21 protein-coding genes and 1 tRNA gene are annotated in these 24,841 nt (G+C 59.1%); 14 read left to right on the plus strand and 8 right to left on the minus strand.

Going from position 1 to position 24,841, the window contains the following annotated elements:
• The first annotated feature begins 365 nt into the window (after positions 1–365).
• Positions 366–629 carry a hypothetical protein gene (locus IVA74_RS09040; RefSeq protein WP_247341862.1) on the plus strand — a complete coding sequence of 88 codons (264 nt, stop codon included), beginning with the start codon at positions 366–368 and terminating at the stop codon, positions 627–629.
• A 428-nt stretch (positions 630–1,057) separates the two neighbouring features.
• The gene (locus tag IVA74_RS09045) at positions 1,058–1,207 is read left to right on the plus strand and encodes a hypothetical protein (protein WP_247299031.1); all 150 of its coding nucleotides are present in this window, start codon (positions 1,058–1,060) and stop codon (positions 1,205–1,207) included.
• Between the two features lie 328 nt (positions 1,208–1,535).
• Here IVA74_RS09045 and IVA74_RS09050 read toward each other — a convergent pair whose 3' ends face one another.
• A complete protein-coding gene (locus tag IVA74_RS09050; protein ID WP_247341865.1) occupies positions 1,536–2,090 on the minus strand; it encodes a peroxiredoxin in 555 nt (184 codons plus the stop codon).
• A 517-nt stretch (positions 2,091–2,607) separates the two neighbouring features.
• Here IVA74_RS09050 and nifH point away from each other — a divergent pair.
• The 7 genes from nifH to IVA74_RS09085 all read left to right on the plus strand — a co-directional run bounded on the left by nifH (position 2,608) and on the right by IVA74_RS09085 (position 10,433).
• Positions 2,608–3,498 (plus strand): nitrogenase iron protein, encoded by an 891-nt coding sequence (nifH, locus tag IVA74_RS09055; protein WP_247341867.1) that lies wholly within the window; start codon positions 2,608–2,610, stop codon positions 3,496–3,498.
• 66 nt (positions 3,499–3,564) lie between these two features.
• Positions 3,565–4,293, plus strand: a complete 729-nt coding sequence (locus tag IVA74_RS09060) for a nitrogen fixation protein NifQ (RefSeq protein WP_247341870.1) — start codon at positions 3,565–3,567, stop codon at positions 4,291–4,293.
• Between the two features lie 168 nt (positions 4,294–4,461).
• Complete coding sequence (locus IVA74_RS09065; RefSeq protein ID WP_247341874.1) at positions 4,462–6,144, plus strand: hypothetical protein; 1,683 nt, start codon at positions 4,462–4,464, stop codon at positions 6,142–6,144.
• Positions 6,145–6,157: 13 nt separating this feature from the next.
• A complete protein-coding gene (gene nifW, locus IVA74_RS09070; RefSeq protein ID WP_247341877.1) occupies positions 6,158–6,490 on the plus strand; it encodes a nitrogenase stabilizing/protective protein NifW in 333 nt (110 codons plus the stop codon).
• A 1,173-nt stretch (positions 6,491–7,663) separates the two neighbouring features.
• Positions 7,664–8,776, plus strand: a complete 1,113-nt coding sequence (locus tag IVA74_RS09075; RefSeq protein WP_247341983.1) for an electron transfer flavoprotein subunit alpha/FixB family protein — start codon at positions 7,664–7,666, stop codon at positions 8,774–8,776.
• An 11-nt stretch (positions 8,777–8,787) separates the two neighbouring features.
• A complete protein-coding gene (locus tag IVA74_RS09080) occupies positions 8,788–10,095 on the plus strand; it encodes an FAD-binding protein (protein ID WP_247341880.1) in 1,308 nt (435 codons plus the stop codon).
• A gap of 41 nt (positions 10,096–10,136) precedes the next feature.
• A complete protein-coding gene (locus IVA74_RS09085) occupies positions 10,137–10,433 on the plus strand; it encodes a ferredoxin family protein (protein ID WP_247341882.1) in 297 nt (98 codons plus the stop codon).
• Positions 10,434–10,814: 381 nt separating this feature from the next.
• On the opposite strand, the gene IVA74_RS09090 is transcribed toward IVA74_RS09085, so the two are convergent.
• A protein-coding gene (locus IVA74_RS09090; RefSeq protein ID WP_247341885.1) for an IS5 family transposase occupies positions 10,815–11,566 on the minus strand; the annotation gives its coding sequence in 2 pieces (ribosomal slippage) (positions 10,815–11,236 and positions 11,236–11,566; 753 coding nt in all).
• A gap of 801 nt (positions 11,567–12,367) precedes the next feature.
• On the opposite strand from IVA74_RS09090, the gene IVA74_RS09095 reads away from it, so the two are divergent.
• Complete coding sequence (locus IVA74_RS09095; RefSeq protein ID WP_247341887.1) at positions 12,368–12,721, plus strand: hypothetical protein; 354 nt, start codon at positions 12,368–12,370, stop codon at positions 12,719–12,721.
• Between the two features lie 423 nt (positions 12,722–13,144).
• Here the strand turns inward: IVA74_RS09095 and IVA74_RS09100 are convergent, their stop codons facing one another.
• Positions 13,145–13,978: an RMD1 family protein gene (locus tag IVA74_RS09100; RefSeq protein WP_247341986.1), complete on the minus strand. Its 834-nt coding sequence runs from the start codon at positions 13,976–13,978 to the stop codon at positions 13,145–13,147.
• A 720-nt stretch (positions 13,979–14,698) separates the two neighbouring features.
• On the opposite strand from IVA74_RS09100, the gene IVA74_RS09105 reads away from it, so the two are divergent.
• Both IVA74_RS09105 and IVA74_RS09110 read left to right on the plus strand, forming a co-directional pair.
• Positions 14,699–15,382: an energy-coupling factor ABC transporter permease gene (locus tag IVA74_RS09105; protein WP_247341890.1), complete on the plus strand. Its 684-nt coding sequence runs from the start codon at positions 14,699–14,701 to the stop codon at positions 15,380–15,382.
• A 399-nt stretch (positions 15,383–15,781) separates the two neighbouring features.
• Positions 15,782–16,414: a thermonuclease family protein gene (locus IVA74_RS09110; protein WP_346730927.1), complete on the plus strand. Its 633-nt coding sequence runs from the start codon at positions 15,782–15,784 to the stop codon at positions 16,412–16,414.
• A gap of 1,868 nt (positions 16,415–18,282) precedes the next feature.
• Here the strand turns inward: IVA74_RS09110 and sugE are convergent.
• Together sugE and IVA74_RS09120 are read right to left on the minus strand one after the other, a co-directional pair.
• On the minus strand, positions 18,283–18,597 hold the full coding sequence (sugE, locus tag IVA74_RS09115) for a quaternary ammonium compound efflux SMR transporter SugE (protein WP_247336440.1): 315 nt from the start codon (positions 18,595–18,597) through the stop codon (positions 18,283–18,285).
• Between the two features lie 114 nt (positions 18,598–18,711).
• Complete coding sequence (locus IVA74_RS09120) at positions 18,712–19,419, minus strand: SPASM domain-containing protein (RefSeq protein WP_247341893.1); 708 nt, start codon at positions 19,417–19,419, stop codon at positions 18,712–18,714.
• Positions 19,420–20,348: 929 nt separating this feature from the next.
• Between IVA74_RS09120 and IVA74_RS09125 the strand changes: the two genes are divergently transcribed.
• Both IVA74_RS09125 and IVA74_RS09130 read left to right on the plus strand, forming a co-directional pair.
• The gene (locus tag IVA74_RS09125; protein WP_247341897.1) at positions 20,349–20,615 is read left to right on the plus strand and encodes a hypothetical protein; all 267 of its coding nucleotides are present in this window, start codon (positions 20,349–20,351) and stop codon (positions 20,613–20,615) included.
• 147 nt (positions 20,616–20,762) lie between these two features.
• A tRNA-OTHER gene (locus tag IVA74_RS09130) sits at positions 20,763–20,830 on the plus strand.
• Positions 20,831–21,373: 543 nt separating this feature from the next.
• Here the strand turns inward: IVA74_RS09130 and IVA74_RS09135 are convergent.
• The 3 genes from IVA74_RS09135 to IVA74_RS09145 are packed head-to-tail and all read right to left on the minus strand — an operon-like array spanning position 21,374 to position 24,818.
• Positions 21,374–21,769 carry a hypothetical protein gene (locus IVA74_RS09135; RefSeq protein WP_247341899.1) on the minus strand — a complete coding sequence of 132 codons (396 nt, stop codon included), beginning with the start codon at positions 21,767–21,769 and terminating at the stop codon, positions 21,374–21,376.
• The gene (locus IVA74_RS09140) at positions 21,769–23,526 is read right to left on the minus strand and encodes an AAA family ATPase (RefSeq protein ID WP_247341901.1); all 1,758 of its coding nucleotides are present in this window, start codon (positions 23,524–23,526) and stop codon (positions 21,769–21,771) included. Before IVA74_RS09140 ends, IVA74_RS09135 begins: the two co-directional genes overlap by 1 nt.
• Positions 23,527–23,528: 2 nt before the next feature.
• Positions 23,529–24,818: a DNA repair exonuclease gene (locus tag IVA74_RS09145; protein ID WP_346730928.1), complete on the minus strand. Its 1,290-nt coding sequence runs from the start codon at positions 24,816–24,818 to the stop codon at positions 23,529–23,531.
• Between the last annotated feature and the right edge of the window lie 23 nt (positions 24,819–24,841).

Genomic DNA, 24,841 nt, shown 5'->3' on the forward strand with positions numbered 1-24,841 from the left:
GTCAGCGTATCTTCGACCGACGCACCACCAATCATCAAATCCCGAATCATGGTCACCCATGGATTCAGAACCTTCAATCAAATGCAACTGTAATGCTAGTGCATCAATAGTATTGGGGCTTGGAAATATCATACTACAAACTAGTGAGTGAAGTCGGCGCGTTCAAGCAGAAGCGCTTTTCGAGTTGTTGTTTTGAAGACGCATCGAGTGTCCCATCTCTATCGCTTGCTTCCATGTTGAAGGCGCTGACGTGCACGTGGAAAATCAGGTTTGTCACGCGAATAAAGATCCAGATGACAGAGGACAAATTCGCGTGTAGTTCCGGTTCTTATCTCAAAGAGAAAAATCCGCTGGAATAGTTGTCGATGACCATTGATATGGTAATGGGAAGCAGTTGCGTCTTCGCCAAAAACAAGACGCTCCAGGCAGATGTGCAAAGCGAAATCGGAGAACACGTGGCAAAAAGCACCAAGCGCAAAGAGTATAGTAAGGATGACGTCAAGCTGCTCAAGGCGCACTCAAAGGCCCGCACCCCTGTAGCTAGGGTTTCAAAGCTTATGAAGCGATCCGAGGGCTCTCTAAGACAGAAAGCACGTACCTTGGGGATTGGCTTGGGTCACCAGCGCTGATATCCGCCTCAATGTTCGGAAATTGACCGGCGTAATGATCGAGACGGCCAGGCGGCTTACGACCGCCAGGCCACCCGATCGCTTCAGGTCCCTGCGCCCAAGGGTCAGCTCGCGCCATGAACGAGCTGACCGATTTCCTGATAGACCGGCTCACTTGGCCTAAAACTCGTCGAGTCATGGTTTTAATCAGGGACTGATAAGCCCGACTCGTTCGTCTCATAGTGCGGCTTACATCGGTCAATATAGATTTATCGAGCCCGGAAATACGGTCCGCGAGCGTGCCGGCGGATCATCATCCCGGCCGGTAGACGTCATTCGGCGCTGAGCTATCTCCCTCTGCCTCCATCCTTCTCGAGGCGCGGCTACTGGAACCTAGTTGCCCCGAAGAGGGAGCTTGGCACGATTTTTCCGAGTCCGTGGGTGCCGGCATGTCGGCCTACAGCATTAGCGGCCTGCGGCTGACGCAGATCGCTCCGATGATGCTGCGGGCCGGCAAGGCGCAGAAAGAAGGGAATAGCCGCGGTCCGGCCTACGGCGACAACATAAAGGAACTCCGGCAGGAGATGTGCGTCGAGTAGGCGCAGAAGCGTACAAGTATTTTGTATGTTCATGCGGAGCCGCCTCGGCATCCTCTTGTATGCGGGATTTGTTATGAGGTGAGCAAGAGCGGTGGTGAACCTTGTTCATCGTCATCATCGAGGCTGTTGATTTCGCCGCCGCGACTGCCGCGCGCGGACAGCGCGGCGGCCGCGGTAGACTCCATGGTGGCGATGAGAATTGAATTGCGTGCCGCACTCGCTAGCAGCAGGCCGCATTTGCGGTAAGATCGCCTGTATCCAGAAACGATTGAATATGACGTCCTTCGAATTCGGGAGCTGCTCCTTGCTGAACTTTCGATATGTTGCCTCAGGCAATTTTAAGCGTGTCGCCGCCGATTTCGCGGTTGCAAGGGCAGAGCTCTTCCGTCTGTATCGCATCCAGAACGCGTAACGTGTCCGTCGGGCTGCGGCCGACATTGAGGCTTGTCGCATAGACATGCTGGACCGTGTTCTCAGGATCGACGATGAACGTGTAGCGATGCGCGATGCCATCACGCGATCGCACTCCAAGGCCATCGACCAGTGCGCCCTTGGTGTCCGCAAACTGCCAGATCGATAAACGGTGCAGATCCTTGTGCTCACGCCGCCAGGCGAGCTTGCAAAACTCGTTATCGGTCGAGCCACCAAGCACGATTGCATCGCGATCGGCGAAATGCTTGGACAGGCGAGCAAACTCAGCGATTTCGGTTGGGCAGACGAATGTGAAATCCTTCGGGTAAAAGAAGATGACTTTCCATTTTCCGGGGAAACTCCTCTCAGTCAGCGTCTCGAAGGCGCTCTGCCCGTTCTCCTCTGGCAGGTGAAAGCCGGGCTTCACGCCTGTGATGTCGAACGGCGGCAACTTACTTCCAATTCCAGGCATATTGTCCTCACAGCATCGCGTCACACGGAAACAGCGTTCCGCGACTGGCAAAGCAAGCGATATGCCACCCCTCTGATGGCAAGTCCCATCATGCCGGTCGTGGAACATTCGCCTTTGATGATGGCGGTGTCCCTATCTGCACCGTGTGGTCTCCTCAATTGACTCGGCCCGGCATTCCCCGTTGCGCGCTCCTTCGCCCGCCTCTCGCAGGGGAATCCACGCGCCCCGCTTTGTCGGTTTTCTGTCAGAGCCCTTGCCGCTGTCGGGTCCACCACAGCTTCCGGTCTCGGGCGCCGCGCTATTAGTCAAGCCTAATCAGATGCTTAACGCGCGTGCGAACGAATGGCACGCCAGTTGCTAACTGAATGCAGCAACAAGGAGTGACGGGCTGAGGGCACGCCGACGCCGATGGCGAGCGATGGCCTCCTTCCCGAAACCCGTGTGCCCACGTTTCTGAGAGAGAAACAGCCTCGCGCGTTCGGCGCGCAAAATTGGCAATCGGTTGATGGAGAGCAACATGTCTTCGCTGAGACAAATCGCGTTTTATGGCAAGGGTGGCATCGGCAAATCGACAACGTCGCAAAATACGCTGGCGGCTCTTGCTGAGCTGGGCCAAAGGATTCTCATCGTCGGCTGTGATCCCAAAGCGGACTCGACTCGCCTCATCCTGCACGCCAAAGCGCAGGACACCATTCTGAGTCTGGCGGCGACTGCCGGCAGCGTTGAGGACCTCGAAATTGAGGACGTCATCAAGCTCGGCTACAAGGACATTCGATGTGTCGAGTCCGGCGGTCCAGAGCCGGGGGTCGGGTGCGCCGGAAGAGGCGTGATCACCTCGATCAACTTTCTGGAGGAGAATGGCGCCTATGAGGACATCGACTACGTCTCTTACGACGTGCTGGGCGACGTCGTCTGCGGCGGCTTCGCGATGCCTATCCGCGAGAATAAGGCACAGGAAATCTACATCGTGATGTCCGGCGAGATGATGGCCATGTATGCCGCCAACAACATCTCCAAGGGTATTCTGAAGTATGCGAATTCCGGCGGCGTGCGCCTCGGCGGCCTGATCTGCAACGAGCGCCAGACCGACAAGGAGCTGGAGCTGGCAGATGCTCTTGCCAAGAAGCTCGGCAGCCGGCTGATCTACTTCGTGCCACGAGACAATGTCGTGCAGCACGCGGAGCTGCGCCGCATGACTGTGCTGGAATACGCGCCAGAGTCCAAGCAGGCGGATCACTATCGCAATCTCGCGACCAAGATCCACAATAATGCGGGACAAGGCGCCATCCCGACGCCAATCAGTATGGACGAGCTCGAGGATATGCTCATGGAGCACGGCATCATCAAGCCTGTCGACGAGAGCCTGGTCGGCAAGACCGCCGCCGAGCTCGCCGCTGTTTCGGCATAGTTCATCTTGTCGGCCTTCTCGACCGGGGAAGGCCGACATCGTCCACTCAGAAGCTGCGGGACCTTCATGATTGGCATACAAAGCGAATTTGCCAATACGGTGTCATCTCCTGTATCAGCAGCTCACGTCGCCGAGCAGCGCGATGCGAGTGAGCTCTACGGGCTTCTGACCGGGCGCCATCCAACAGAAGTCGACATCAGCGACGATAACGATTTCGATCGCCATGTGCTCGCTTGCGTTCTCGCCGCATCCGCTATGGATGGCGGCCAACTTCCCGAACGGGCCGGCTTGACTAACCAGGAGCTCGATGCGCTGTTGGTGCAATGCTTTCCATCGACGCCGATCAGGAGTTGTACCTGGCGCGAACAGTCCGCGTTACCGGCTCCTGACGAGACGATTATGGTGCGAGACCTCCTGCTTGCGCAACGTTCCACTCATGGAGAGGTCGGCGGCTGGCTCGCGACGATGATCGCGCGGCGCGCCATGGAGCCTAATCACCTGTGGGAAGATCTCGGTCTGCGGGAGCGGGACGAATTGTCCCGCCTCCTGATGCGCCATTTCGGGCCGCTGGCGGCTCGCAACACCAAGAACATGCGGTGGAAGCGCTTCTTCTATCGCACGCTATGCGAAGATGACGGTCTGGTGATGTGTACCACGCCGGTCTGCACGGAATGCAATGATTTTGATCTTTGCTTCGGCGAGGAGAGCGGGGAGAGCCGGATGGCCGGACGCCGGCGGGATCATCTGCGTCGTCTCGATGACTCCGTCCAAGCCATCCGAAGTTCGCAGGGCTGAGCTCATATTGGATGCCCGCTCCTCGGCGCGAGTCCCGGTGTATCGGACCAGCTTTCGGCCAACGGTCACATGACCGGACTGAGGGTTTGAAAAGACACCGGGTAAACAACTTCGCGCAGGCAGCCTAAGCAGGACGCGGCGGGGCCTGATCAACGGGCTTGATAACTGGTGGATGCGACCGTCACATTTACCGCCAATATGTTCTATGTTGACGCGATCGAGGCCAACATCCGCCCTCTCGATCGCGCCCCGCTGACTTTTTACGAACGCCGACTTGTGGTTGGACGATGCGATGGCTCAAGAATCTTCTTCGATCAGCGCCGGGATGCACGCGCCTTCCCCGAACTGTTGCAGCTTGAGGTCAGGCCCGAACCGTTGCCCGGCTGCCAAGCTTTCAAGCTCGGCGCTTGCCTCCAGCTCGGTCGCAAGCGCAGCGAAGCTGGCGCTCCGCCGGTTCCACCCTGTCGGATTTGCGACACACCCGACAAATCTGAAATGCGACGTCATTCACAGGTTCTCGGGAACTCGAGCGGGTTGGCACAGCAGTTGCTGAACAGCTTCCGGAATAAACCTACGGAGCCGCTGATGGCGTTCGCTGCCGCAATCACCGCGCCCGACAAAGATCAGTCGAGGTCCATAGTCCGTAATGACACCACCTTGCGCGACAACAGACACCGGGCGTGGCCTTCGCGACACCGGAAAATGTCTCGATCGCGCGTGTCGCTGGCCGCGGCGGGAGTCACGGAGATCGAGGCCGGCACGCCGGCGATGGGTCAGGAAGAGATTGCCGCGATCCGAGCGGTCGCCGAAGCTGGCCTTGCGGCCACGATCATCGGCTGGTGCCAGATAAAACCCCGCGGATGTGGATGCGGAGATCGAGGCCGGTGTTTCGATGGTAATCCTATCGATTCCATCGTCGGACGCGCAGATTGCGGCGAAGCTCGGTGGCGCCGTTTGGCCGTGCTGGAGCGGGTGAAGCGTGTCGTGGCCCACGCTCGCGACAAGGGACTGGGTGTCGCGCTAGGTGGCGAAGACTCCTCGCGTGCTGATGTCAACTTCCTGATCGACCTGATCGACCTGATCGACCTGATCGACCTGATCGCAAGCGCCAAAGCGGCCAGCGCGCGGCGCGTTCGTCTCGCAGATACGCTGAGCGTGCTCAATCCTGACGCGTCCTTTGCGCTCATGGCCTCACTGCGCGCCAGCACCGATCTCGAGTTCGAATTCCACGACCAAGACGATCTTGCGCTCGCGACGGCTCATACGCTGGCGGCGATCAAGGCCGGTGCGACGCACGACTCTGTGACGCTTATTGGATTGGGCGAGCGAGCCGGCAATGTGCCGCTGGAGGAAGTTGCCGTCGCACTCAGCCAGCTCTACGGGCATGATACCGGCGTGCTGCTCTGCGAGCTGGAAAAAGTCGCGGCCGCCGCTGCGGCCGCAGCGTGCCCCACCATTCCGCTCAACAAGCGATTTGTGGCGAGCATGTCTTGCCCCATGAATCCGCCATCCACGTCAAGACCGGGCCACCTACCAAGCGCGGGACCCGAGGTTGCTCGGCCGCTCCCACCGATTGTGATCGGCGAGCATTCAGAGCTTGCCGCTATCACTTCGCTGTGGTCCGAGTTGCAGCTTTCGGTCATCGCCGACCAAACCCAAACCATTCTTGCGCGCGTCCGTAAGCATGCCGTCGAGCACAAAGGCCCGGTTTCCGAGGAAACGGTGGTGGCGATCTGGCGCGACATTCATGAGAGCTCGCTCCTCAACGGAGGGCGATCAGGTGGTCAGACATGCGCTTCGCGCGATCAGGTTGGAACATTCGGGCCAGGACGGTTCTGGTCGCGGATCTAGATGGAGGTTGAGAATGACGACGGACGGGATCCTTTCGCAATTGAACAAGGCCTCCGCGGCAGAGGAGTTTTTTGCACTGCTCGGCGTCGAGTACGATGCGAAAATCATCGACGTGGCGCGGCTTCATGTTCTGCGTCGCATGGGTGAATATCTCGCGGGCGAGGAGTTTACCGGTGCATCCGATCCTGACATCGCCTCGCGTTGCAAGGCCACGCTCGAGCGCGCCTATGCCGATTTCGTCACGTCCTCCCCGATCGAACAGCGCGTGTTCAAGGTCTTGAGGGATGCGGCCGCACCACAATCGAACAAGCATCCAGCATTGGTGCAGCTCGGTTCTTTGGAGTGAATTCTGTTTATATCGTGCTCTGGAGCGTGAAGGTTCAGAGAACCTGCCAACCACCCCAGGGCGTCGAATTCAAGCGGAAGTTGCAGTTACTGCCGCGGATCCGCAGCTTGGACACTCGCCACCCTAAGAGCCAATCACGGCTCAGCGCTGATATTTCCGCCGTTTTAAGCTGGTGCCCATGGTGCACCTATCTCCTGCAATGGTACGCCGGCCCCGGGGAGCACATATTTGGCGAGGAAAGAGCACCAAGATGCGGATGACTGTCTTCTGTCGCATTCTGGACATAGGTCCAGCACGGTGTCGAATGTTCCGATCGTCGTGAGAGGCTGTCAATCCGATTTCCTTCAGTAAATTCTGTATTGGCGGTCAATTTTCATCGTCTGCGCAATTGGTACGACAATTGCTGACATTTACTCAGCTAGTCTGGAGAAACGAATGCACATCTTGGTCCGCATCGAGTTTGTTTCTGACGCCGCGCAGTTTCGCGCGCGCTGCCTGTCGACACCATGATACGTCGCGACGCCAAAGCGATGGTTGCATATTCCGGCCCGGCTGAGCTGAAAGCTGCGCTTGATCCGCGCCAAAGATTCGTCGACGAAATCACTCCCGCTGGCCGATCTATGGCCGAGGTTTTCCGGGCGGCGCCCTTGCTCTCCGGCGCTGGTCGCGCGGCGCCGTTGACGGGCGGTTTCACCGCCGGCCCTCGTGCCCTCGCCAAGAGTTGCGGGCGTGTCGCTGCAATCGGAAATATTGCGAGGGCATTCGGAGTAATGGATCGCATTTTCACCGGCAAGCTCGCGGCCGACAATGGGACCAGCCGAGCCTCTCGCAGGTCCTCGGTCTGTTCCAACTCGGTTGCATCTCGAAGATGAGCGGGACCAATCGATCGGATCGAGTGACCGCGCGGTTGCGTGCCTCACTAGTTCCATTGCCAAACGGTGGCCCAGAATGCCGAACCGGGCAAGAACGCCCAAGCGCGTGCTTCCGGGCTCGTCGACAAAGGTCCCGCAATGGGTGTCTCGGCCCCGCGCTGCTGCCAGGCGGTGTTGAAAAAATGGCGGCGGGCACGCGGCCGAACTTTAACTGAAGCAATCTTCACCCGCGGATTCAAAGCTGGAGGCGGAGCACGCTTCGCTGGCGAGCCGCTACTGAACACGGATGGGAGTACAGATGATGAGCACCGCACCCAAAAGCGCAGCTCCGGCCCCGGGTGGTGGTCGCGCGGCGACCAAGAGGGAGCTGCCCGAACGATTCAAGGCGTATAAGCACGTCTGGGTCTTCATCGAGCAGGAACGCGGGATAGTGCACCCCGTCTCCTGGGAGCTGATGGGTGCCGGCCGCCGGCTCGCCGACAAGCTCAACGTTGACCTCGCCGCGGTTGTCATCGGCCCGGTCGGGGAGACAACGCAGCAGGCGGTCGCCGAATCCTTCTGCTACGGCGCCGATCTTGCCTATATCGTCGCGGATGATCTCTTGGCCGATTATCGCAATGAATCCTACACCAAGGCCCTGTCAGAGCTGGTCAATACGTACAAGCCGGAAATCCTACTCCTAGGGGCAACCACACTGGGCCGCGATCTCGCCGGCTCAGTGGCCACCACACTGCTCACCGGCCTAACTGCCGACTGCACCGAGCTCGATGTCGATGCCGACGGCTCGCTTGCAGCCACCCGGCCGACGTTTGGCGGCTCACTATTGTGCACGATCTACACACTGAACTATCGTCCACAGATGGCAACCGTCCGTCCGCGCGTGATGCCGATGCCCGAGCGCGTGACCGGCGCCGTCTGGCGCGTCATCTCGCATCCGCTCGGGCTTGTAGAGGAAGATATCGTCACAAAAGTGCTGTCGTTCCTCCCGGACCGCGATTCTACAAAGTCCAACCTTGCCTATGCCGACGTGGTCGTCGCTGGAGGGCTCGGTCTGGGATCGCCTGAGAACTTCCAACTGGTACAGCAGCTCGCGGACGTGCTTGGCGCCGAATATGGCTGCTCGCGGCCGCTGGTCCAGAAGGGCTGGGTCACCTCGGACCGCCAAATCGGCCAGACCGGGAAAACCATTCGGCCAAAGCTCTATATCGCGGCAGGTATTTCCGGCGCGATCCAGCATCGCGTTGGCGTGGAGGGGGGCGACCTCATCGTTGCCATCAACACGGACAAGAACGCTCCGATCTTCGACTTTGCCCATATCGGCATCGTCACCGACGCTATTCGACTGTTGCCCGCATTGACCTCTGCATTCCGCGCGCAACTGTCGCCGCACTCGCACGACCGCATCGCCGGCTAGGGGAGCTTGTTATGATCGAGGAAAGATTCGACGCGATCGTCGTCGGTGCTGGCATGGGCGGGAATGCGGCAGCGCTAACCATGGCCGAGCGGGGCCTAAAAGTGCTGCAGCTGGAGCGCGGCGAGTATTCGGGGTCGAAGAACGTGCAAGGCGCCATCCTCTATGCCGACATGCTGGAGAAGCTGATCCCGAATTTCCGAGAAGATGCACCGCTTGAGCGGCATCTCGTCGAGCAACGCTTCTGGATCGTGGACGAGCGTTCGCACACGGGGATTCACTATCGCTCCGATGATTTCAACGAGGAGAAGCCGAACCGCTACACCATCATCCGCGCGCAGTTCGACAAATGGTTCTCGCAGAAGGTCCGTGAGGCCGGCGCCACGGTGCTGTGCGAGACCACCGTGACCGAGCTCCTCCAGGATTCCCATGGGAGGGTCGTCGGGGTGCGCACAGACCGAGATGGGGGTGAAATCCATGCAGATGTCGTCGTGCTGGCCGAGGGGGTAAACGGAGTGCTCGGGACGGGTGCGGGCTTAAGAGGGCGGCCGAAACCGGACAAGATCGCACTCGCGGTCAAGGAGATGCATTTCCTGTCGCGCGAGACAATCGATGCTCGCTTCAATCTCAAAGGCGACGAGGGGCTCGTTATCGAAGCCGCCGGAACCATCTCCCGCGGCATGACCGGTATGGGCTTCATCTATTCCAACAAGGAATGCATATCGCTCGGTATCGGCTGTCTTGTTGCCGATTTCCAGCGTACTGGCGAGACGCCTTACGGCCTCCTCGAGGGCTTCAAGCGTCACCCGTCCGTCGCGCCGTTGATCGAGGGTTCGGAAGTAAAGGAATATTCCGCGCATTTGATCCCCGAAGGTGGATACAGGGCGATCCCGCAGCTTTGTGGTGAGGGCTGGGTCGTTGTCGGAGACGCCGCCCAGCTCAACAACGCCATCCATCGCGAGGGGTCCAATCTGGCGATGACGTCGGGCCGTATCGCCGCGGAAGCGATCTGCCTTATCAAATCGCGAAATGATCCGATGACGGCCAAAAATCTTTCGCTCTACAAAAAACTGCTGAATGATTCCTTCGTGATCAAGGACCTGAAGAAGTACAAGGATATGCCGGCACTGATGCACACCCACTCGCAGAACTTCTTTCTCACATATCCGCAGCTCTTCTCCAAGGCGATGCAGGATTACGTGCGCGTCGACGGCACACCAAAGCTTGAGAAAGAGAAGCTGATGCTGAGCTCGTTCGTCAAGGCGCGGTCGTGGAGTGGACTGCTCAGCGATGCCCTGCGCATTGCCCGGGCTTGGCGGTGATCACAAACCAAAGACAACGACGAACGACGGAGCCAGAAGCAATGCCGAGCGAGCCATCCCGACGTGTCGAGGACAAACTATTCTACAACCGCTATCTCGTTGATTCCGGCCGCGCCCATATCAAGGTGCGGCCGCACACCACACCATCCTCGCGGCTCTTCTCGATGCTGAAGGCCTGCCCTGCACGGTGCTACGAGCTCAGCGATAAAGGTCATGTTGAGGTGACAGTCGACGGGTGTATCGAGTGCGGCACCTGCCGGGTGATCTGCGAAGAAAGTGGTGATATCGAGTGGAGCTACCCACGTGGCGGTTACGGTGTGCTATTCAAATTTGGTTAAAGCTTCGGCGTCGGGGCTGATTGGCAGGCTGCGGCGTTCTGGCGGTACAACGAGATCACGCGCGAGTTTGAGATTTCACCTGATTCGATCGAGTCCCGATCTTTCCATCTACCGGGCGGGCCCTTACCAGCTTCCGCTATAATGTGCCCGGAGATAGCCAAAGCGAGCCGGATCCGAAACAGGGCGCAACTCATTGGCGGGATTAGGTCGTCCATCTCGGATGGACCGATCCTGGTTCTCTTCCCAATAGCTGGCCGGTTTCGTCCTTCTTGGAGTTCGCAGCCATCCGTCTGTCGCCGCTGCCTCGCGATTTCGCTTCGCCATAGCCGCCGACCCGACAACGTGCCATCGAGCGCCTTGTAGACTAGCGTCTGTTGAGATTCATCTGGAATGGATGACGGCGGTGGCGAGGTAGATCATCGCCTCGAAACTGCCGTCTGTCTTGTCGCATCGCATTGCGATGCGTTTGAATTCTTTCAGCTTGCCGAAGAAGTTCTCGATCAGGTGGCGCCATTTGTAAATGTCCTTGTCGATATCGAGAGGCTGGGCGCGCCTTTGATGTTGCGAGATGACGATCTTCGCTCTGCGTTCGTTCAGGTCTTCGATGATCCAATTGGAATCGAAAGCCTTGTCGGCGATCAAACCGCCGAATTCGATGTCCTTGATCAAGGGCGCAACGCCGACGGTGTCAAAGCGATGGCCGGGCAGCAGGATGAACCGCACCAAGTTCCCGAGCGCGTCGGTCAGCGCGAGGATTTTAGTGGTCCAGCCACCCTTCGACTTGCCGATGGCCTGATTTTGGGTCCCCCTTTTGCTCCCTGCCCGTGACGGTGAACTTTGACGATTGTCGCGTCGACCATGGCGAACTCCATGTCCGGATCGTCTGATACGGCATCGAAAATCCGTTTGAAAACGCCGGCCTTCACCCAATCGCGATAGCGCTTGAACACCGTATTCCAGTTGCCGAACGTCGGTGGCAGATCCCTCCATGGGCTGCCCGTCCGGGCGATCCACAACACAGCTTCGAGAAACAAACGGTTGTCCGCCCCGGTGCGGCCGGGATCGGTAGGCTTACCCAAGCAAAGCGGCTCCATCTTCGCCCACTGCGCATCCGTCAAAACGAATCGGTGCATGCCGAACTCATTTCGGAGCTTGAATCACGGACATGCCAATCTGTGAATCCTGAATCTCAACAGACCCTAGACAAGCACGGCGGATCACAAAATTAGCGATTTGCGACTCCTCCGCGCGACCGCCGGGTTGCGCATCGTCAGGCGGGCTGCGCGCATGCAGCACACAATTTTGCCCTTTCCTTCGCCTGTATCGCTGGGACATATGGTCGGCCGGAGAGCATGACGATGGTTGGATTACAAAAGAGCAGGGCAGCCGCTAATGCGCGGCGAGCAGAGGCACGCCGTGAGAGTTCGGTGGGCGACATCCAGGCCCGCATGGCTGAACTGAGAAGCTTGCCGCGCGAGAACTCGCGGATGCGGTGTTCATGCTCTCGATGAATGCAAGACGGCAGGGCGAGTTGATACGACATGCGATCGAGAAGCGCGCCGAGGTCGACTTGGACTTTGATCCGCCGCCGAATGCTGATTCGCGACCTATCTCGCAAATGATGTGGTCTCGACCTTACGCCACCACGTTGCTGACCTTCCGACCTTGCTGGACCTGTTGGTTGAGCGAGCGCCTCACGTCTGCTGCACCGTCGACCGGGAGGAGGCCGTTTCGCTGCTAGCCGCAATCATTCGCGAACAGCGGCTCGAAGGAGTCCTTGAAGGCCTCTAGGCTCGCCGGGCTCCTGAACCAGCCAGCGAAGGATTGCAATGCCGAGATCGGTTCGGAAGCGGATTTGAGAGGAGCTGCCGAGCGTGCGTGAGTGTCCAGGGCGCTTTGAGGGACAGTCCTGCAAGATGGAATGTCCAGAGCGGATGGGGACGTCAGAAAATCTCGGCGCCTGCTTGCGAGGTCAAAACCGCCTCGAAATTCGGGGCGTAGCGCCTTTGTCATCCGTTTCCCGTTTATCGCTGGCGCGGAGCCGCTATGCACGTCCGGTCGCAGTCCCCGGCCGCGTCAAGCTCGGCGACCTTCGCGTTAGCGAGGACGAGATCCGCATTCTGAGCTTTCATGTTCAGTTGCAGCGCGCGTTTGCCCGCTGGCGGATCATGGAACCGTTCGCTAACAGCCATGCAAGGGAAATCACGGCAGGAACACGTCGCCCGAGCCGCGGCGATGTGCCAAAGCGGCGAAAGGCGGTCGCTCAACTCGGTGAGGCGTCCTGGTGAAATCGACAGCCCTTGTTTCGGTAGTCGCTGGCTGCGCCCTGGGGGCCGCGGCCCTGGCAAGTATTCCGCGAGCAAGTCGAGAATAGCAGAAAAGCTGAGTGGCGGCCCGCTGCAAATTGGGCGAAAGGGCCTTCTTGGGTGGCGCTGGATCGTCGACATGAACGCTCCGCCGAGCGTCTGCCATAAACCCCCTATCCTTGCTCGAGGCCGGGAAATACGCCGAACTCGCGTCGGCTATTCGCTGTCTTCGCGAGCCGCACCGGCTTTCGCCGAACGTCGTGTCCACGAGCACGCCGAAGACACAGCCGAAATCCGCAGCTGAGTACGGCCGAACGGCGCGTCCAACGTCAATGTCGGCCAGGTCGGTCAGTAGGCCTGCTCAAACCCCACGAAGGCGCCTCACGCGCTGCGGCCAGCCGCACGTCAGTGACCTGCTGCAACAATCTGAAAGCATCCGATCGCAACTTCCATCACGATCAGCACGACTATAACCCACTCAAGACGCAGCGAGCGCCGTGTGTCGATAATGTCCGTCAGTGCGTTAGCCGTTCCGGAGATGGCCGACAGCTTGCGCTCAAGCATCTCAAGACGCTCCTTCAGTTCGTATTCGTCTTTCAGACGCGCATAGAGCCGCTCGAGTTCCGGCTTCTCCCAGAGTGCGTCGGGCTTTTCGGCAATCGCGATGCGGCCCGCGACGCGCTGCTCGACCAGGAGCGCATTGCCGATCAGTTGGAGAATGCCCTTGCGGCCCCGCGGCGTCCGGCCGCGCTCGGCCAGTTCGCGTGCAAAGGGTTCGATCACGTCGAACACCGCGGCGACACGGCGCTCATCTCGCTCCAGCGCCGTGCTCTTGGCTAGCGTATCGGCGATCAGCAGCAGCCGATCGTCACTAAAATTTCTAAGACAAATCCGCCCGCCCGGCAGGATGACCTCAGCGCTCTGCTCGTTGCAGAGCTGCGCCTGCGCGCTATCCTCCTCAAAGGAGGTGAGTTCACCGATGACGCGCGGTATCAGGGTTTCGATCAGAGCGGTTTCTTCCGAGGGCGACAACCCGATGAGCACTACAACGCCATAGCGGAAGACCACGACAAGGCCCGCATGAATGCGGAAAGCGACCGGCGTCGAGGACACCAGCGTTCCGATTTCCAGAGCCGACGGGTTGATACGATCTCCCAGCATGACTGCCCGAATGCGCAGCACCGAGGCGGCCGCCGTCTGTCCGGAGACCACAGCCTTACCGCGCGTAAGTTGATCCATGTTCACTTTAGCGTCCGGTTTGGCGCCACTGCGACGCGATAGCGTTCCCCCAGAAACACGTCCAGAACTTCGTCGCAGATGGTGCAGCGGAATTTGCCGGGCGCGTTGCTGAGAGATGACGCTGAGATCCAGCAAATGCCGGCTCCAGAGTTTGGATGGGTGGTCTCTATTTCATGTTCGTGCATGCTTGCCCGCAAGCTCAATCGAACGCCCAGCAAAGCTCTTCGAGGAATTCGACGATCCCCGGCCGCCAAACATTTGGCTGCGCCGTAGGCGCCTTCCTCGAACAACGTGGAGCAAGATTGATGCCGAACCGGTGTCTTCGCGCCAGCGGCGTCAGGATTTCCGCTTCAATGGGCGAGCGAAAATGATCGATTGGAACGGCGTAGGTTGATCAAAAAGCTGGTCGCGATGTGTGTTCAATTTCCTCCAGAGCATGTCGGCTACAGAACACAGCGAATCTTGCGCGCCGCGGAAGCTTTCAAAGCGCAATCAGAGCCTTAACCGCGGCAGCGGCGCTGGCATAGCTGTTGCTATGAAATGTCGCAAAGACCGAGCGAAGGCTGAGTGCAGACCTGGTCCGATCGGGCGAAAACAGCACGTTGCCCGTGGACCGAAATTGGGGAAGGTGAAGTGCCGTTTCCAACCGTCAGCCACACGAACGTCACGGCAAATTCTTGAGCCAAGGCCCGAGTACAACGGCAGAAAGGACTAGAGACCGTGCATATCGAACCGGGAATAGTAACAGGCGCCAAGTTCGTATTGAGCTGCGCGACAGGCATTGCGATGGGCTGCGTCGTCGCCAAGCTTGTGGTCGAGGCCATACACGACCGGCGCGCTCTGTCATTTGCTGTGCAAGCCATCGCCGCGACGGGCCTTGTGTTCACGTTATTCGAATTCCTGCCGCACTTTGCGGTTTGGGCCTCGGAAGTGCACCTCGTCCTGGGCTCCACGCTGTTCCTCTTGTTTGGCGCGGCGCCGGCGGCCTTAGGTCTTGCGCTCGGCCTCTTGCTGCAAAGCGTCCTCTTTGTTCCGACCGACCTGCCGCAATATCGGATGAATGTCACGACGCCTCTAATGCCGCTGTTTGCGATCAAGGCGCTCGCCAAGCGCCTCATCCATCCAAGGCTGCCTATCGCGATCTGCAGTACAGCAAGGCGCTTGCGCTCTCGACTGCGTATCAATCCGGTATCGCTGTCTGGATCGCGTCTTTGGCGCTCTATCGCGCGGGCTTCGGCGCCGCCAACCTCGGTAAAGTCGCATCGCTCGCGGTTTACTATGCAGTTGTGGCCTTGGTCGAGCCGCTGGCTGATCTGGCTGCGCTGGCGCTCGGGAAACAAATTGGGCGGCGTGAGTGTGAGGGGATCTGTCGCCTACCGCTCCCAGAAGGCATGTTGCGGTTGAAAGTAACGATGGCCGCCATCTCGGCCGCTTTGCTCAAGCGATACGTACGCTTTCCCCGATAGCAGCCGGCTGCAGCGATCCCCGGGCGACGCGCGCTCGCTGTTATCCGCGAGGGGGCCGACTTTTGGCTCATTCCGCACAAGGCGACCAGGAAATCATTCCTTGCCGAATTGCGGCCGGCCGTCTGCGCCGGCCCGGTCGCTGGTGATCGGACGCGCACTACCGATTTCGACCTGCTGGTGCGTGATGTGGCGAAGGCGAACTGCCGCCACGACTTGGAGGAATGGCGGGACGCGCTCAGGGCAGCAGCCTGGTCGCAGAGCATCGGGGGCGAGGTTGGACACGAGGGCGTCTTGCGCTGCTGATACACTGGGAGTCATCCGTCGAACGAGCTTATCCATGCAACATTGGCAGCCTCCTCAGCACAGCCGCGATGGACTGCCGTTCGGCGGCTTCCCATGCTCTGCTGCATTCGGCCGGAATGTTCGCAGTTCGACAAAGAAGATCGCCATGTATGGATTGATCGTGGTGTTGACCACGCTCGCACTGTGCAGCATCGTGTTTGCCGGCGAATTGACCGGGCCGGCAAAGGTCATTAGCACCGACACCCTTGAAATTCACGGGACACGCGTTAGGCTCTGGGGCATCGACGCGCCGGACAAGTCTCAAATGTGCCGAGATATCAACCTCAATCCGTATCGATGTGGCCTCATGGCCGCGAGCGATCTTGAAGCCTTCATTGCAGAGCGCGAAGTCAGTTGTCTGTCAGTCCTGGAGGATGAGTGTGGACGGACATTGGCGATCTGTTCAGCTGATGGCATCGATCTCGGAGAATGGTTGGTGCGCAACGGTCTCGTGCTCGATTGGGAGCGATACTCCAGGGGCCGATACCACACTGCGCAACGCGCGGCCGATCGTGCCGGACTGGGCTTGTGGGCGGGCAGCTTTGCCGTACCTTGGCTATATCGAGCGTGCATTCGGTCAGGTGGTGGACCAGCCAGCTGTTCTGACGACGCGAATGCTCACCCTTGACCGGTATTCCTCACACCAGAATATACGCCAGAGTCGTTCCGCACAAAGTGACCGTCACGGGCGAGCTGGCGTCGGCCGCGAGTGAGCAAGCTTACCACTGCCGCGCCACCATGCTCAAAAGCGGTAAGATGGTCTCAAGCTCTCGTAAGCGCGAAAGTCGCAAGACAGAAAATCGCGAGCTCCACAGGAACGCCATGGTTCTCGCCCTAATTCTTCGGAATCATGGACTCGCAGTCATGCCAAGGCGGCGCCTTTTGAGTTCGAGAGAGCCGCATTTACTCGGAAGAATGGCGGGCTCTCCGGACAAAGCAAAGGCGTGGCACGGAAAACAATCAGTTCCGCCGGGTACAGGTTGAGCGGAAGAAAGAAGGTCAGGGGCGTTCAAGGCACCATTGGGCGCGGTAGGCAACACGAATGAGGCTTGGGATGCAGCCGACCTCCACTCCATTCGACGCAAACTTTCAGGTTTTGACATGCCCAGGGCTCGCAGCTTGATTCCCAGAGGTCGCCAGATGCCGTCCCACCAAAACTCATACACTCGCACTCAAATCTGATGCAGCAAGCCGGTGTGAGCGCTTGCTCAACGCCGGCTCCGCGGGGCCTATCGAAAGGACGGTAATCGAATTGGGCCCTTTGCCGCGGGAACGCCGCATAGGTCCCTTCCCGGACTTCGCTGCTGTTGGCGATATCGGCGGCGATTGCCTTTTCAAGCAACGGCTGCTCCGATTTACGCCAGAATTTGGCCGGGCGCGTAACAAGCTGAACACCACACGCGCGGTTTCGGCGACAAAGACGTGTGGATCTGCCTTGCAGGCGCCGATCACAACAATGCCTCAGAAGACAATGCAGCTGCTCGTTCCGTTGGAAACAGCACGGCTCGCTGACGACTGGCCGGAGATCCGCTGAATGAGCAAAACCGCATGCGACGAGCGCAACTGCTGCGGCAGCCCCAACAAGAACGTCAGATCGCATATCACCTACCGAACACGAAGTGCGCGCCTTCCGAAACGAAACGTGAGCCACTGAACTCGCAGCGCCGCTCCCATAGCCTAGTGGTGTGCAGACTCTGTGCCGACGGGCACGATGCAAGCTCCTGACCTTTTTCGATCGCGATGTCGCCAACCCGACAATAGCAGTCATTGCTCAAACAAGCCCCGGGTTTGAGGTCGAACACGAATCGAATGCCGGGCGCCGGCGCCGCCGGTTAGATGATTTCAGTGAACGCTCCTGCGAAAGAGATTAGGTGATCGAGCTTCTTTGCAACCACACAATGAAGTCGCACCTTAATTCGAGGCGCAGTGCTGAGCTCAGTCAAAGATCGCAAGCTCACCGCTGCGATCTAGGAATTGAACTGGGTCGGTAGTTCCTGATGATGCCGACGCGGCACGCCGGAAGCGGTCCGAAACATACGAACACGATCTGCCGATCTGCATCTTCTCCCATGCTGCTCCGGAGATCAGGCGTCGTATAACTCCGGCAAGCGACCTTTCTTGACCGTCTCCCCGAGATCAGCCCCATAGCTGGGTTTCATTGCTGTTCTATTCGCACGGCGATCTCGGCAGCGAATTGTTCGTGCCGTTCTGGGTGGTGCTATTGTGCCAGACCGATGCAGGTGGGACCCTGATGGGCAGCTGGCGTATCGTTCGCACTAGGGCTTTCGCGTGACGACCAAGTCGCGGCCAGATGGTCTCGGCCCAGAGGCCTTGCATCCGCTCGTTGTTCTTGGCGACTTCCGTGCCACTGTCGGCGCCGCGCCGTTCGGCGGTGCGCTGGAACGTGGCCAGCTCGGTCGTCCATGCCTGGAGAATTAGCGTGCCGGCGATTGTTGCGGCGCTGACCTGGTGGGGTCAATGCTTTCGGTGTTTTCGTTAGGACACGAGCTTCAGCCCGACAATGCCGGCGACGATCAACCCGATGCTGGCAAGGCGAAATGCGGCGGCCGGTTCTCCGAACAAGATGATGCCGAGCGCCGCCGTGCCGACCGCACCGATGCCGGTCCAGACCGCATAAGCAGTTCCAATGGGCAGCGTCTTTAGAGCAAGGCCGAGCAGGGTCACGCTGCCGGCCATGGCCGCGAGCGTGAGCACGGAGGGAACGGGCTTGGTAAAGCCCTCGGTGTATTTGAGGCCGATTGCCCAGGCGACCTCCAGCAGGCCGGCGACCAACAAAATGCTCCAGGCCATGGCGGCCCTCCGTTTATCGCAGGTCGTCCCGGCGGCTGATGTGGTCATGCGCTGGAAGGCCGTCCTTGCTAGGCTCGCGATTCGCCTCGAGCAGGGGTTAACTTCTCTCAAAGATCAGCATTCCGACGTTATTGGTTCGGCGAATTCACACGATCGACAAAGCAGAAAGCCGTCTGTTCCGTTCATGCGATCGGCAATGTTGCAAAAGGCTGCCCCTTTGAAGAGATCCTTGTACCTGTCGCGGAGGAGGTTGCCCAAAACGTGTCGGCGCTCAAAATCCATGCAACAGAATGTAACGTCGCCGTTTGGGAGAAGAACATTACGATATTGCCGTTCGTCAGGACATGTCAGTGCTCCAGCGATTGGCTGCCGCGCTCCAACCATCTTCTCGCCGTTGCCAGCCCTGCTGCGCGGCGGACGCGAGCGAACCAGCGCTTCGTCAGGAATTGTGCCGACAAGTGCGGGATGCACCTCGCCCATGACTATGAAGAGCAACGATGAAATGTCGGCATCGACAAGTTGGCGCATCAAATCGACATAGTTGCGCCTGACGAGACCACTATCCATGTGCGTGCCGTCATCAAAAACATGCACTAGGAAAACGCGGAACTGCATCGCACGCAAACGTCTTAGATCCCGCCCGTTCATTCCTACCAGGGTCGTGAAAATTCGGATTCCATGGCCACACGCATAGGCATGCTCAACCATTTCGGTGCAAGCCGGATTGAGCCAAGGCTCCGAATATCCGGAAAAGCTAATGTCGACGGCTGCTGGTACGCGCGCCAGACATCGCTTGAAATCTTGGAGAGAAAGATGCTTCACGTCGGATATCGCTCTTTGCCGTTCGGCAAAGTTGTCTTGCGGACAATAAGAACATCCGACGACACAGCCAGTTGTCGTAGTTATCTCCAAGACCCTGCCGCCACTGATTGCAGAGCGCAGCTCCTGTGGAGTCATCGATTCTATATTGTCCACTTCCGCGCTCCGCGTTTGGAACAAAGAGATATTTGAGGGGACCGTCGATTTGCATCTCATGCCGGTTCGCTCATGCTTCAGTTCTCGATTCGTCGTCCACCAGCGCGACTCGGCATGGTCGCAAGCGCGGCAGATGAAGAATGCGCCACGGCTCTCTCCCATAACACCCCAGTCCAGCAGGATTGGACGGCTGCCGAATGCACATCCGTCGATGGGGTTCGTCTAACGTCTCCAAGAAGCATCACTCATGCCATTGGCGGTACTGTCCTTAACTCGACACGTCCGCGATGAATGTCCTCCCAAATGCGGGACCGAAGTGAAACTCTACGCAATCGATAGAGTACAATATGACGCTACGTACGATTCAAGCTCTCTCGAAAATGAGCTGAATGACAGCTTTCTTATGAATCTTGACGGTGTAGCCTGCCCCGAGCACCACGTCATCATGATGGTCGGCATCGCGCAGCGACGGCAGGTGCTGACTTCTTGCTGATAAACATCGCCTTGAAATCTATATCAAGACGAGCACGGCAAAACAGGGGGGGGCGCGTACAAAGTCGCAGAGAGAAAGCACCACAACGGATTGGGCCTATCTGCCGATGAGCGCCGATATGACCGGGAAGTCCTCTCTTCAGCAAGCTCACAGATGTGAGCTCCGCATGTCGTGAGCCACCCGTCGAGTCTTGCGACGAGAGTTTACACGAGCCGGGAACAATTCTTCGATTCATCATCGGCACCTGCCTGGTATATGTTTGCCCTCAGGCCGCGGTAATATCATGATCGCGATGACAATCTCCTCATGGAGCCTGACCACAACCTATTCACAAGTTCCGAGAGCAGCAGAGTCCCGGGGCTTTTCTTTCCAGGCTGTTGCACGGCGCATCTCCGCGGCATTGTTCAGCGATAGCGGCCCGAACGTAAATCGCATGGGAGGAGGGGCTCTCTACAGCAAATGCTGCTCGGATGATCCGCTCGACAGCAGCTATCGCCTCGACGCGATCACTGTGGCGGCGCTCTTTGGCTTGCGCTGTATAGGTTTCTGATTCCTGGTGGAGCGAGTAACTCGAACCTCAACCAGACCATTATGAGCGGCAGGCTATCGATCGGATTGGTTGATTTTGCTGCAGTTTCGTTCGAGCTCGATCGCTTTCTTTGCGGTTTGTTCACGCCGTTTCTGGTGCGATATTGGTGCGGTTGAATTTCGACCTTCAGTCTGTGGAACAGGAGGTCGGTGGTTCGAGCCCACCCAACTGTACCAAATAAATCATACAGTTACAGATAAATTCGGGGGACGGTAAATTGTTGCAGCTACCAGATAGCTACCACGACAATCCTGGTGCGTTGTGCTGTTAGGGCGCGACCTAATTTCGATCGTATGGCACGTCGTGCAAATGCGCCCTCAGTCCGGCCTCCAAGTGTAGGTTACGGTCGGCGTGTGTCTAAGGAAAAAGATGCACTCGCGCCGACATCGTCTCGGATCTGCCGGTCGATCAAACTCAACTTGCACGTGGAACGACAAGATACCCGCACCGAGACGAACGAGGCGACCGGCGAGAGTCTGAGCGCGATATTCCGTTCATGAAGAGTTGCACCGTGTTCAACGTCGAGCAGGTGGAGGCCTGCCGCCAGTTCGCGCTGACCAGCTGCCGATCTCGATGCATGGCTTAAGGTGTTGAAGCAGGACAAGCGCGCGATCTTCATTGCAGCCTGCAACGCATAGCGTGCGGCTGACTACCTAAACAGGCTGCAATCCGGTAACGAATAAACGCGGGCCGCGTGAGCGGCCCGTACGGTTCCACCGTTATTTGGCGGCTGCTTCGAACGCGCAAGTATACTGGTATGTCGCGTGGCCGATCCAATCCTTGTTTCGGCCTTCGCCAAGCGCCCGCCAGGTTATATTGAAATCGGGATGGATCTGGCGGTAATGCTGCGCTTGCGGTTCGCAAAAGTCCGCCGTGTTGTGACCTCCATCAACCCATGGTGACTGATAATTAGGAATGGATGGCGGTGACGGCTTTGCTGCCACGCAAATCCCCATCGCCTCACAGATTGGTTTCATCTGGCCGCCGAATTGTTCCATCGCGCCGAAGAACGCGACAACGGCGAGCAAAATTCCTGTTGGAACGCCGAAAAACACAACCAGCTTGTTCGCCCACCGAGGCCAGCCTTTTTGCGGCGCAATTACAGCTTCTGACATCATACGACTCCGTGCGCACAGATGTTGGGGCTGCAACGCTCGGGAGTCGGCGCGCGTTGCTTGACAACCCTTGTGAAGGTGCGGCGCGCAATGGGCCGCCCAGTCAGACCGCAGGTAAGCCGTATTGGCTGAGGGTCGGAAATAAGGGTGTAGGTTCCAGTTTCGTCGACGTGTTCGTCAGCGATAATGCGTTCATGGGCTTTCCGGCGCCGGACGCGCTCCTGCTCCGCATTGCGGATCCGTTCACGGCAGGTCCGCTGCCGCTGCTCCAGGCTCCGGCAGGCGTCTCGGTGGGCCTCAACCGAAGCCAGCGGGGGAACCAGCGTCGATTCCAGGACGGCAGCATCGGCGACTGCCGGCCGCAGGGTCTTCAGCAAGCGTGCAATTGCGGTCCTCGCCTCTTGTTCCTCGCGCTTCGAATTGGCGATCTGCCCGGCGGCATCGCCAAGTTCGCGCGTGGCCTTGATGACCGTCGCGAGCTCCGAGACGTCCGTCACCGGCCCTTGCGCTTCGATTTCCGCGGCGATCTCGCCGAGTTTCTCCTCGGCCTCGGCCTCGGCGCTCTTCGCATTCTCTACCGCGCCGGATTGCGCTCCGCGGCGGTTGAGCAAGCCGCGAAGGATCGCAACCTTGGTCTTGGCGGGAATGCGTGCGATCAACTGATCGACATCTTCGCTCCATTCGAGCTCGCCGGCGAGCCGGTTGAGAGTTGCTTCTGCCGCGGCCAATTCCGCCTGCCGCTTAGGCAGATCGGCTTTCCCGGCGCGAACCTGAATACGGCGATCTCGGAGCTGTGCGATGTCTTCGGCACGTGCCAGGAAGGCTTCGTCGAAGATCAAGGCCGTGCATTCCGCCTCAAGCGCCACGATCTGCTCGCTCAAGGTTGCGATGCGCGCCGTGGCGCCCGCTTCATTCTTCGCGGCCTTCTCCAGAATCTTGGAAGCGTCAGCATCAAACGGGATGACCTCTCGGAGCGCGTCGACAGCGCTTTGAATCTCCGCGCGCTTGCGAACGTCGCGGTAGACCCGGCGGATGCGGTTGAGCTTGCGCAATTCCGCCGATTTCAACTCGATTTCGCTTTCGATGACGCCATAAGCATCGTTGGCCGTCTCGAACGCGCTCTTGAGCGACTGCCACTTGGCGGTCGTCACGACATCGTCGCGCATCGAGGCTTCGGCAGCCTTCAGACGCTCCTCTGCCTGGAAATACTTTCGGTGCGCCGCGCGGCGCGACGCCCAAAGTGCGTCGGCTTCAACCTCCATAGCCTTGAGCGTTTCGCGCAGGCCCATGATCCCGGCGCTCGCCGAGAATAGCATCTGGCCGACATCGTCCTGCGCTTGCAAGATTTCCTTGCCGCCTTGGCGCAAGCGCTCGTGATCGAGGCTAAACATCCGCGTGTAAAATCGGCGATCGGCGCCCGCAAGAAACGGGGCAAGCGCCCCCTCGCCCGAAGGGATCGGCGTATCATCATCACCCAGCAACGTGTCCTTGTTGCCCTTGCGGCGGCGCACCTTGAGCGTATCGTTTCCCTTCTCCAGAAGCGCGCCGACGCGCATGGCGTTGTACTCGTGCAGGAAGTTACGGGACGAGTTGGCCGGGATGCCGAAGAGCAGGTCTTCGACGCCGTTCATCGCCGTCGACTTTCCGGCTTCATTCTCGCCGAGCAGCATCTGCAAGTCCGGCTTGCCGGCCGGCAGGGCGATGATGGCGTCCGTGAAGTGACCGTATCGAAGCAGATCGAGCTGCCGGATGCGCATGATTACACCTTCTCCGCTGCGAGACGTGCGCTGAGATACGCACCGCCATGGGCGATCAAGCTTGCGATGTTGCCGTCGATGGCTGCTTTCAGCACGGCGTCGTCCACATCCGTGCGGATGTCGTGGGGCAGCTTGCGGACGAGGTCGCCAAGATCCGTCGCGAGCCGCGCCTGCAGCTCAGCATCGCCGCCGGCGCTCTCGATCATGCGCTGAAGGTCGCCCAACGCATCTTTGCGTGAGGCTGCAGTTTCGGGGCTCGCGGTCGCAACGACGAGACGCTCGATCCACGCGACCTCCTCGCCCAAGCCCAGAGCTGCGGCCTTTGCTTCGGCAAGGAGGTGATCTGCCGACGTGAGCAGCTCGCCGTGCAATCCAGTCTGCCCCGTAAGCTCAATTCTGCAGGCGAGCAGACGCCCTTGCGCGTCGCGCTCAACGGCCATTTCGATGGCCTGCCGGACACGATCGACCGCATCGGCAACTGCGCTGCACCGTTCCACCGGAACCGGCAAATGGATCCAGCGCACGCAATCAACATAGAGCGGCGAAATCTCCTCGACCTCGCCGTCCTCGACCGTAACCAGCGAAGCGCCTTTCGGGCCACTTTCGCGGATGTGGCGGCCCTGCAGATTGCCGCAGAATACGACATGCGGCCGCTCGTGAAGGACAGCGGCTTGGTGCACATGCGCGAGCGCCCAGTAGTCGTAACCCTTGTTGATCAGGTCTTCGATGGCGCATGGCGCATAGTTCGCGTGTCCCGGCATGCCGCCCAAGCCGGTGTGCAAGACGCCGATGTTGAAGTAGCCCGTAATCGGTGACGGATAAGCCGGGACCAAGTTGTCTGTGATGTCGCGCTGCCGGAAGCTCTGACCGTGCAGGGCGACGTTGAGATGCGGCAGCCGAAAGGTCTCAGCCTTGCGCGCCGGAAACACGCTGACATTGGGCGGCAGTGTGAGCTTGCGGGTGATCTGGCTTTCGGCATCGTGATTGCCGTAAAGCAGGAAGACGGGGATCTTGGCCTGCGCCAACCGGCCCATCTGCCTCACGAAGTAGAGTCCGGTCTGGTAGTCGCGCCAATCGCCGTCGTAGAGGTCGCCGGCGATGACGATGAAATCGACCTCGTCCTCAATCGCTTGGCTAACGAGGTTGTCCAGTGCCATGCGAGTGGCAGTTCGGATCCTTTCAGCGGATGCGCCCTGTTGTCCGGATAGCCCTTTCAGGGGGCTGTCGAGATGGATGTCGCCGGTATGGATAAAGCGAAACGACTTCAAGGCGGAGCTCCTCCAATTCAACAAAGCGATGCTGGCAGAACATTTGT

It is taken from the genome of Bradyrhizobium sp. 132, from assembly GCF_023074185.1.
Classification (GTDB): Bacteria; Pseudomonadota; Alphaproteobacteria; order Rhizobiales; family Xanthobacteraceae; genus Bradyrhizobium.

What these genes read in the sequence shown, in the direction of transcription:
- IVA74_RS09040 (WP_247341862.1), top strand. Translation starts at nt 366, where the DNA reads ATGACCATTGATATGGTAATGGGAAGCAGTTGCGTCTTCGCCAAAAAC.
- IVA74_RS09045 (WP_247299031.1), top strand. Translation starts at nt 1,058, where the DNA reads ATGTCGGCCTACAGCATTAGCGGCCTGCGGCTGACGCAGATCGCTCCG.
- IVA74_RS09050 (WP_247341865.1), bottom strand. Translation starts at nt 2,090, where the DNA reads ATGCCTGGAATTGGAAGTAAGTTGCCGCCGTTCGACATCACAGGCGTG.
- nifH (WP_247341867.1), top strand. Translation starts at nt 2,608, where the DNA reads ATGTCTTCGCTGAGACAAATCGCGTTTTATGGCAAGGGTGGCATCGGC.
- IVA74_RS09060 (WP_247341870.1), top strand. Translation starts at nt 3,565, where the DNA reads ATGATTGGCATACAAAGCGAATTTGCCAATACGGTGTCATCTCCTGTA.
- nifW (WP_247341877.1), top strand. Translation starts at nt 6,158, where the DNA reads ATGACGACGGACGGGATCCTTTCGCAATTGAACAAGGCCTCCGCGGCA.
- IVA74_RS09075 (WP_247341983.1), top strand. Translation starts at nt 7,664, where the DNA reads ATGAGCACCGCACCCAAAAGCGCAGCTCCGGCCCCGGGTGGTGGTCGC.
- IVA74_RS09080 (WP_247341880.1), top strand. Translation starts at nt 8,788, where the DNA reads ATGATCGAGGAAAGATTCGACGCGATCGTCGTCGGTGCTGGCATGGGC.
- IVA74_RS09085 (WP_247341882.1), top strand. Translation starts at nt 10,137, where the DNA reads ATGCCGAGCGAGCCATCCCGACGTGTCGAGGACAAACTATTCTACAAC.
- IVA74_RS09095 (WP_247341887.1), top strand. Translation starts at nt 12,368, where the DNA reads ATGGGGACGTCAGAAAATCTCGGCGCCTGCTTGCGAGGTCAAAACCGC.
- IVA74_RS09100 (WP_247341986.1), bottom strand. Translation starts at nt 13,978, where the DNA reads ATGGATCAACTTACGCGCGGTAAGGCTGTGGTCTCCGGACAGACGGCG.
- IVA74_RS09110 (WP_346730927.1), top strand. Translation starts at nt 15,782, where the DNA reads ATGCAACATTGGCAGCCTCCTCAGCACAGCCGCGATGGACTGCCGTTC.
- sugE (WP_247336440.1), bottom strand. Translation starts at nt 18,597, where the DNA reads ATGGCCTGGAGCATTTTGTTGGTCGCCGGCCTGCTGGAGGTCGCCTGG.
- IVA74_RS09125 (WP_247341897.1), top strand. Translation starts at nt 20,349, where the DNA reads ATGATCGCGATGACAATCTCCTCATGGAGCCTGACCACAACCTATTCA.
- IVA74_RS09135 (WP_247341899.1), bottom strand. Translation starts at nt 21,769, where the DNA reads ATGTCAGAAGCTGTAATTGCGCCGCAAAAAGGCTGGCCTCGGTGGGCG.
- IVA74_RS09140 (WP_247341901.1), bottom strand. Translation starts at nt 23,526, where the DNA reads ATGCGCATCCGGCAGCTCGATCTGCTTCGATACGGTCACTTCACGGAC.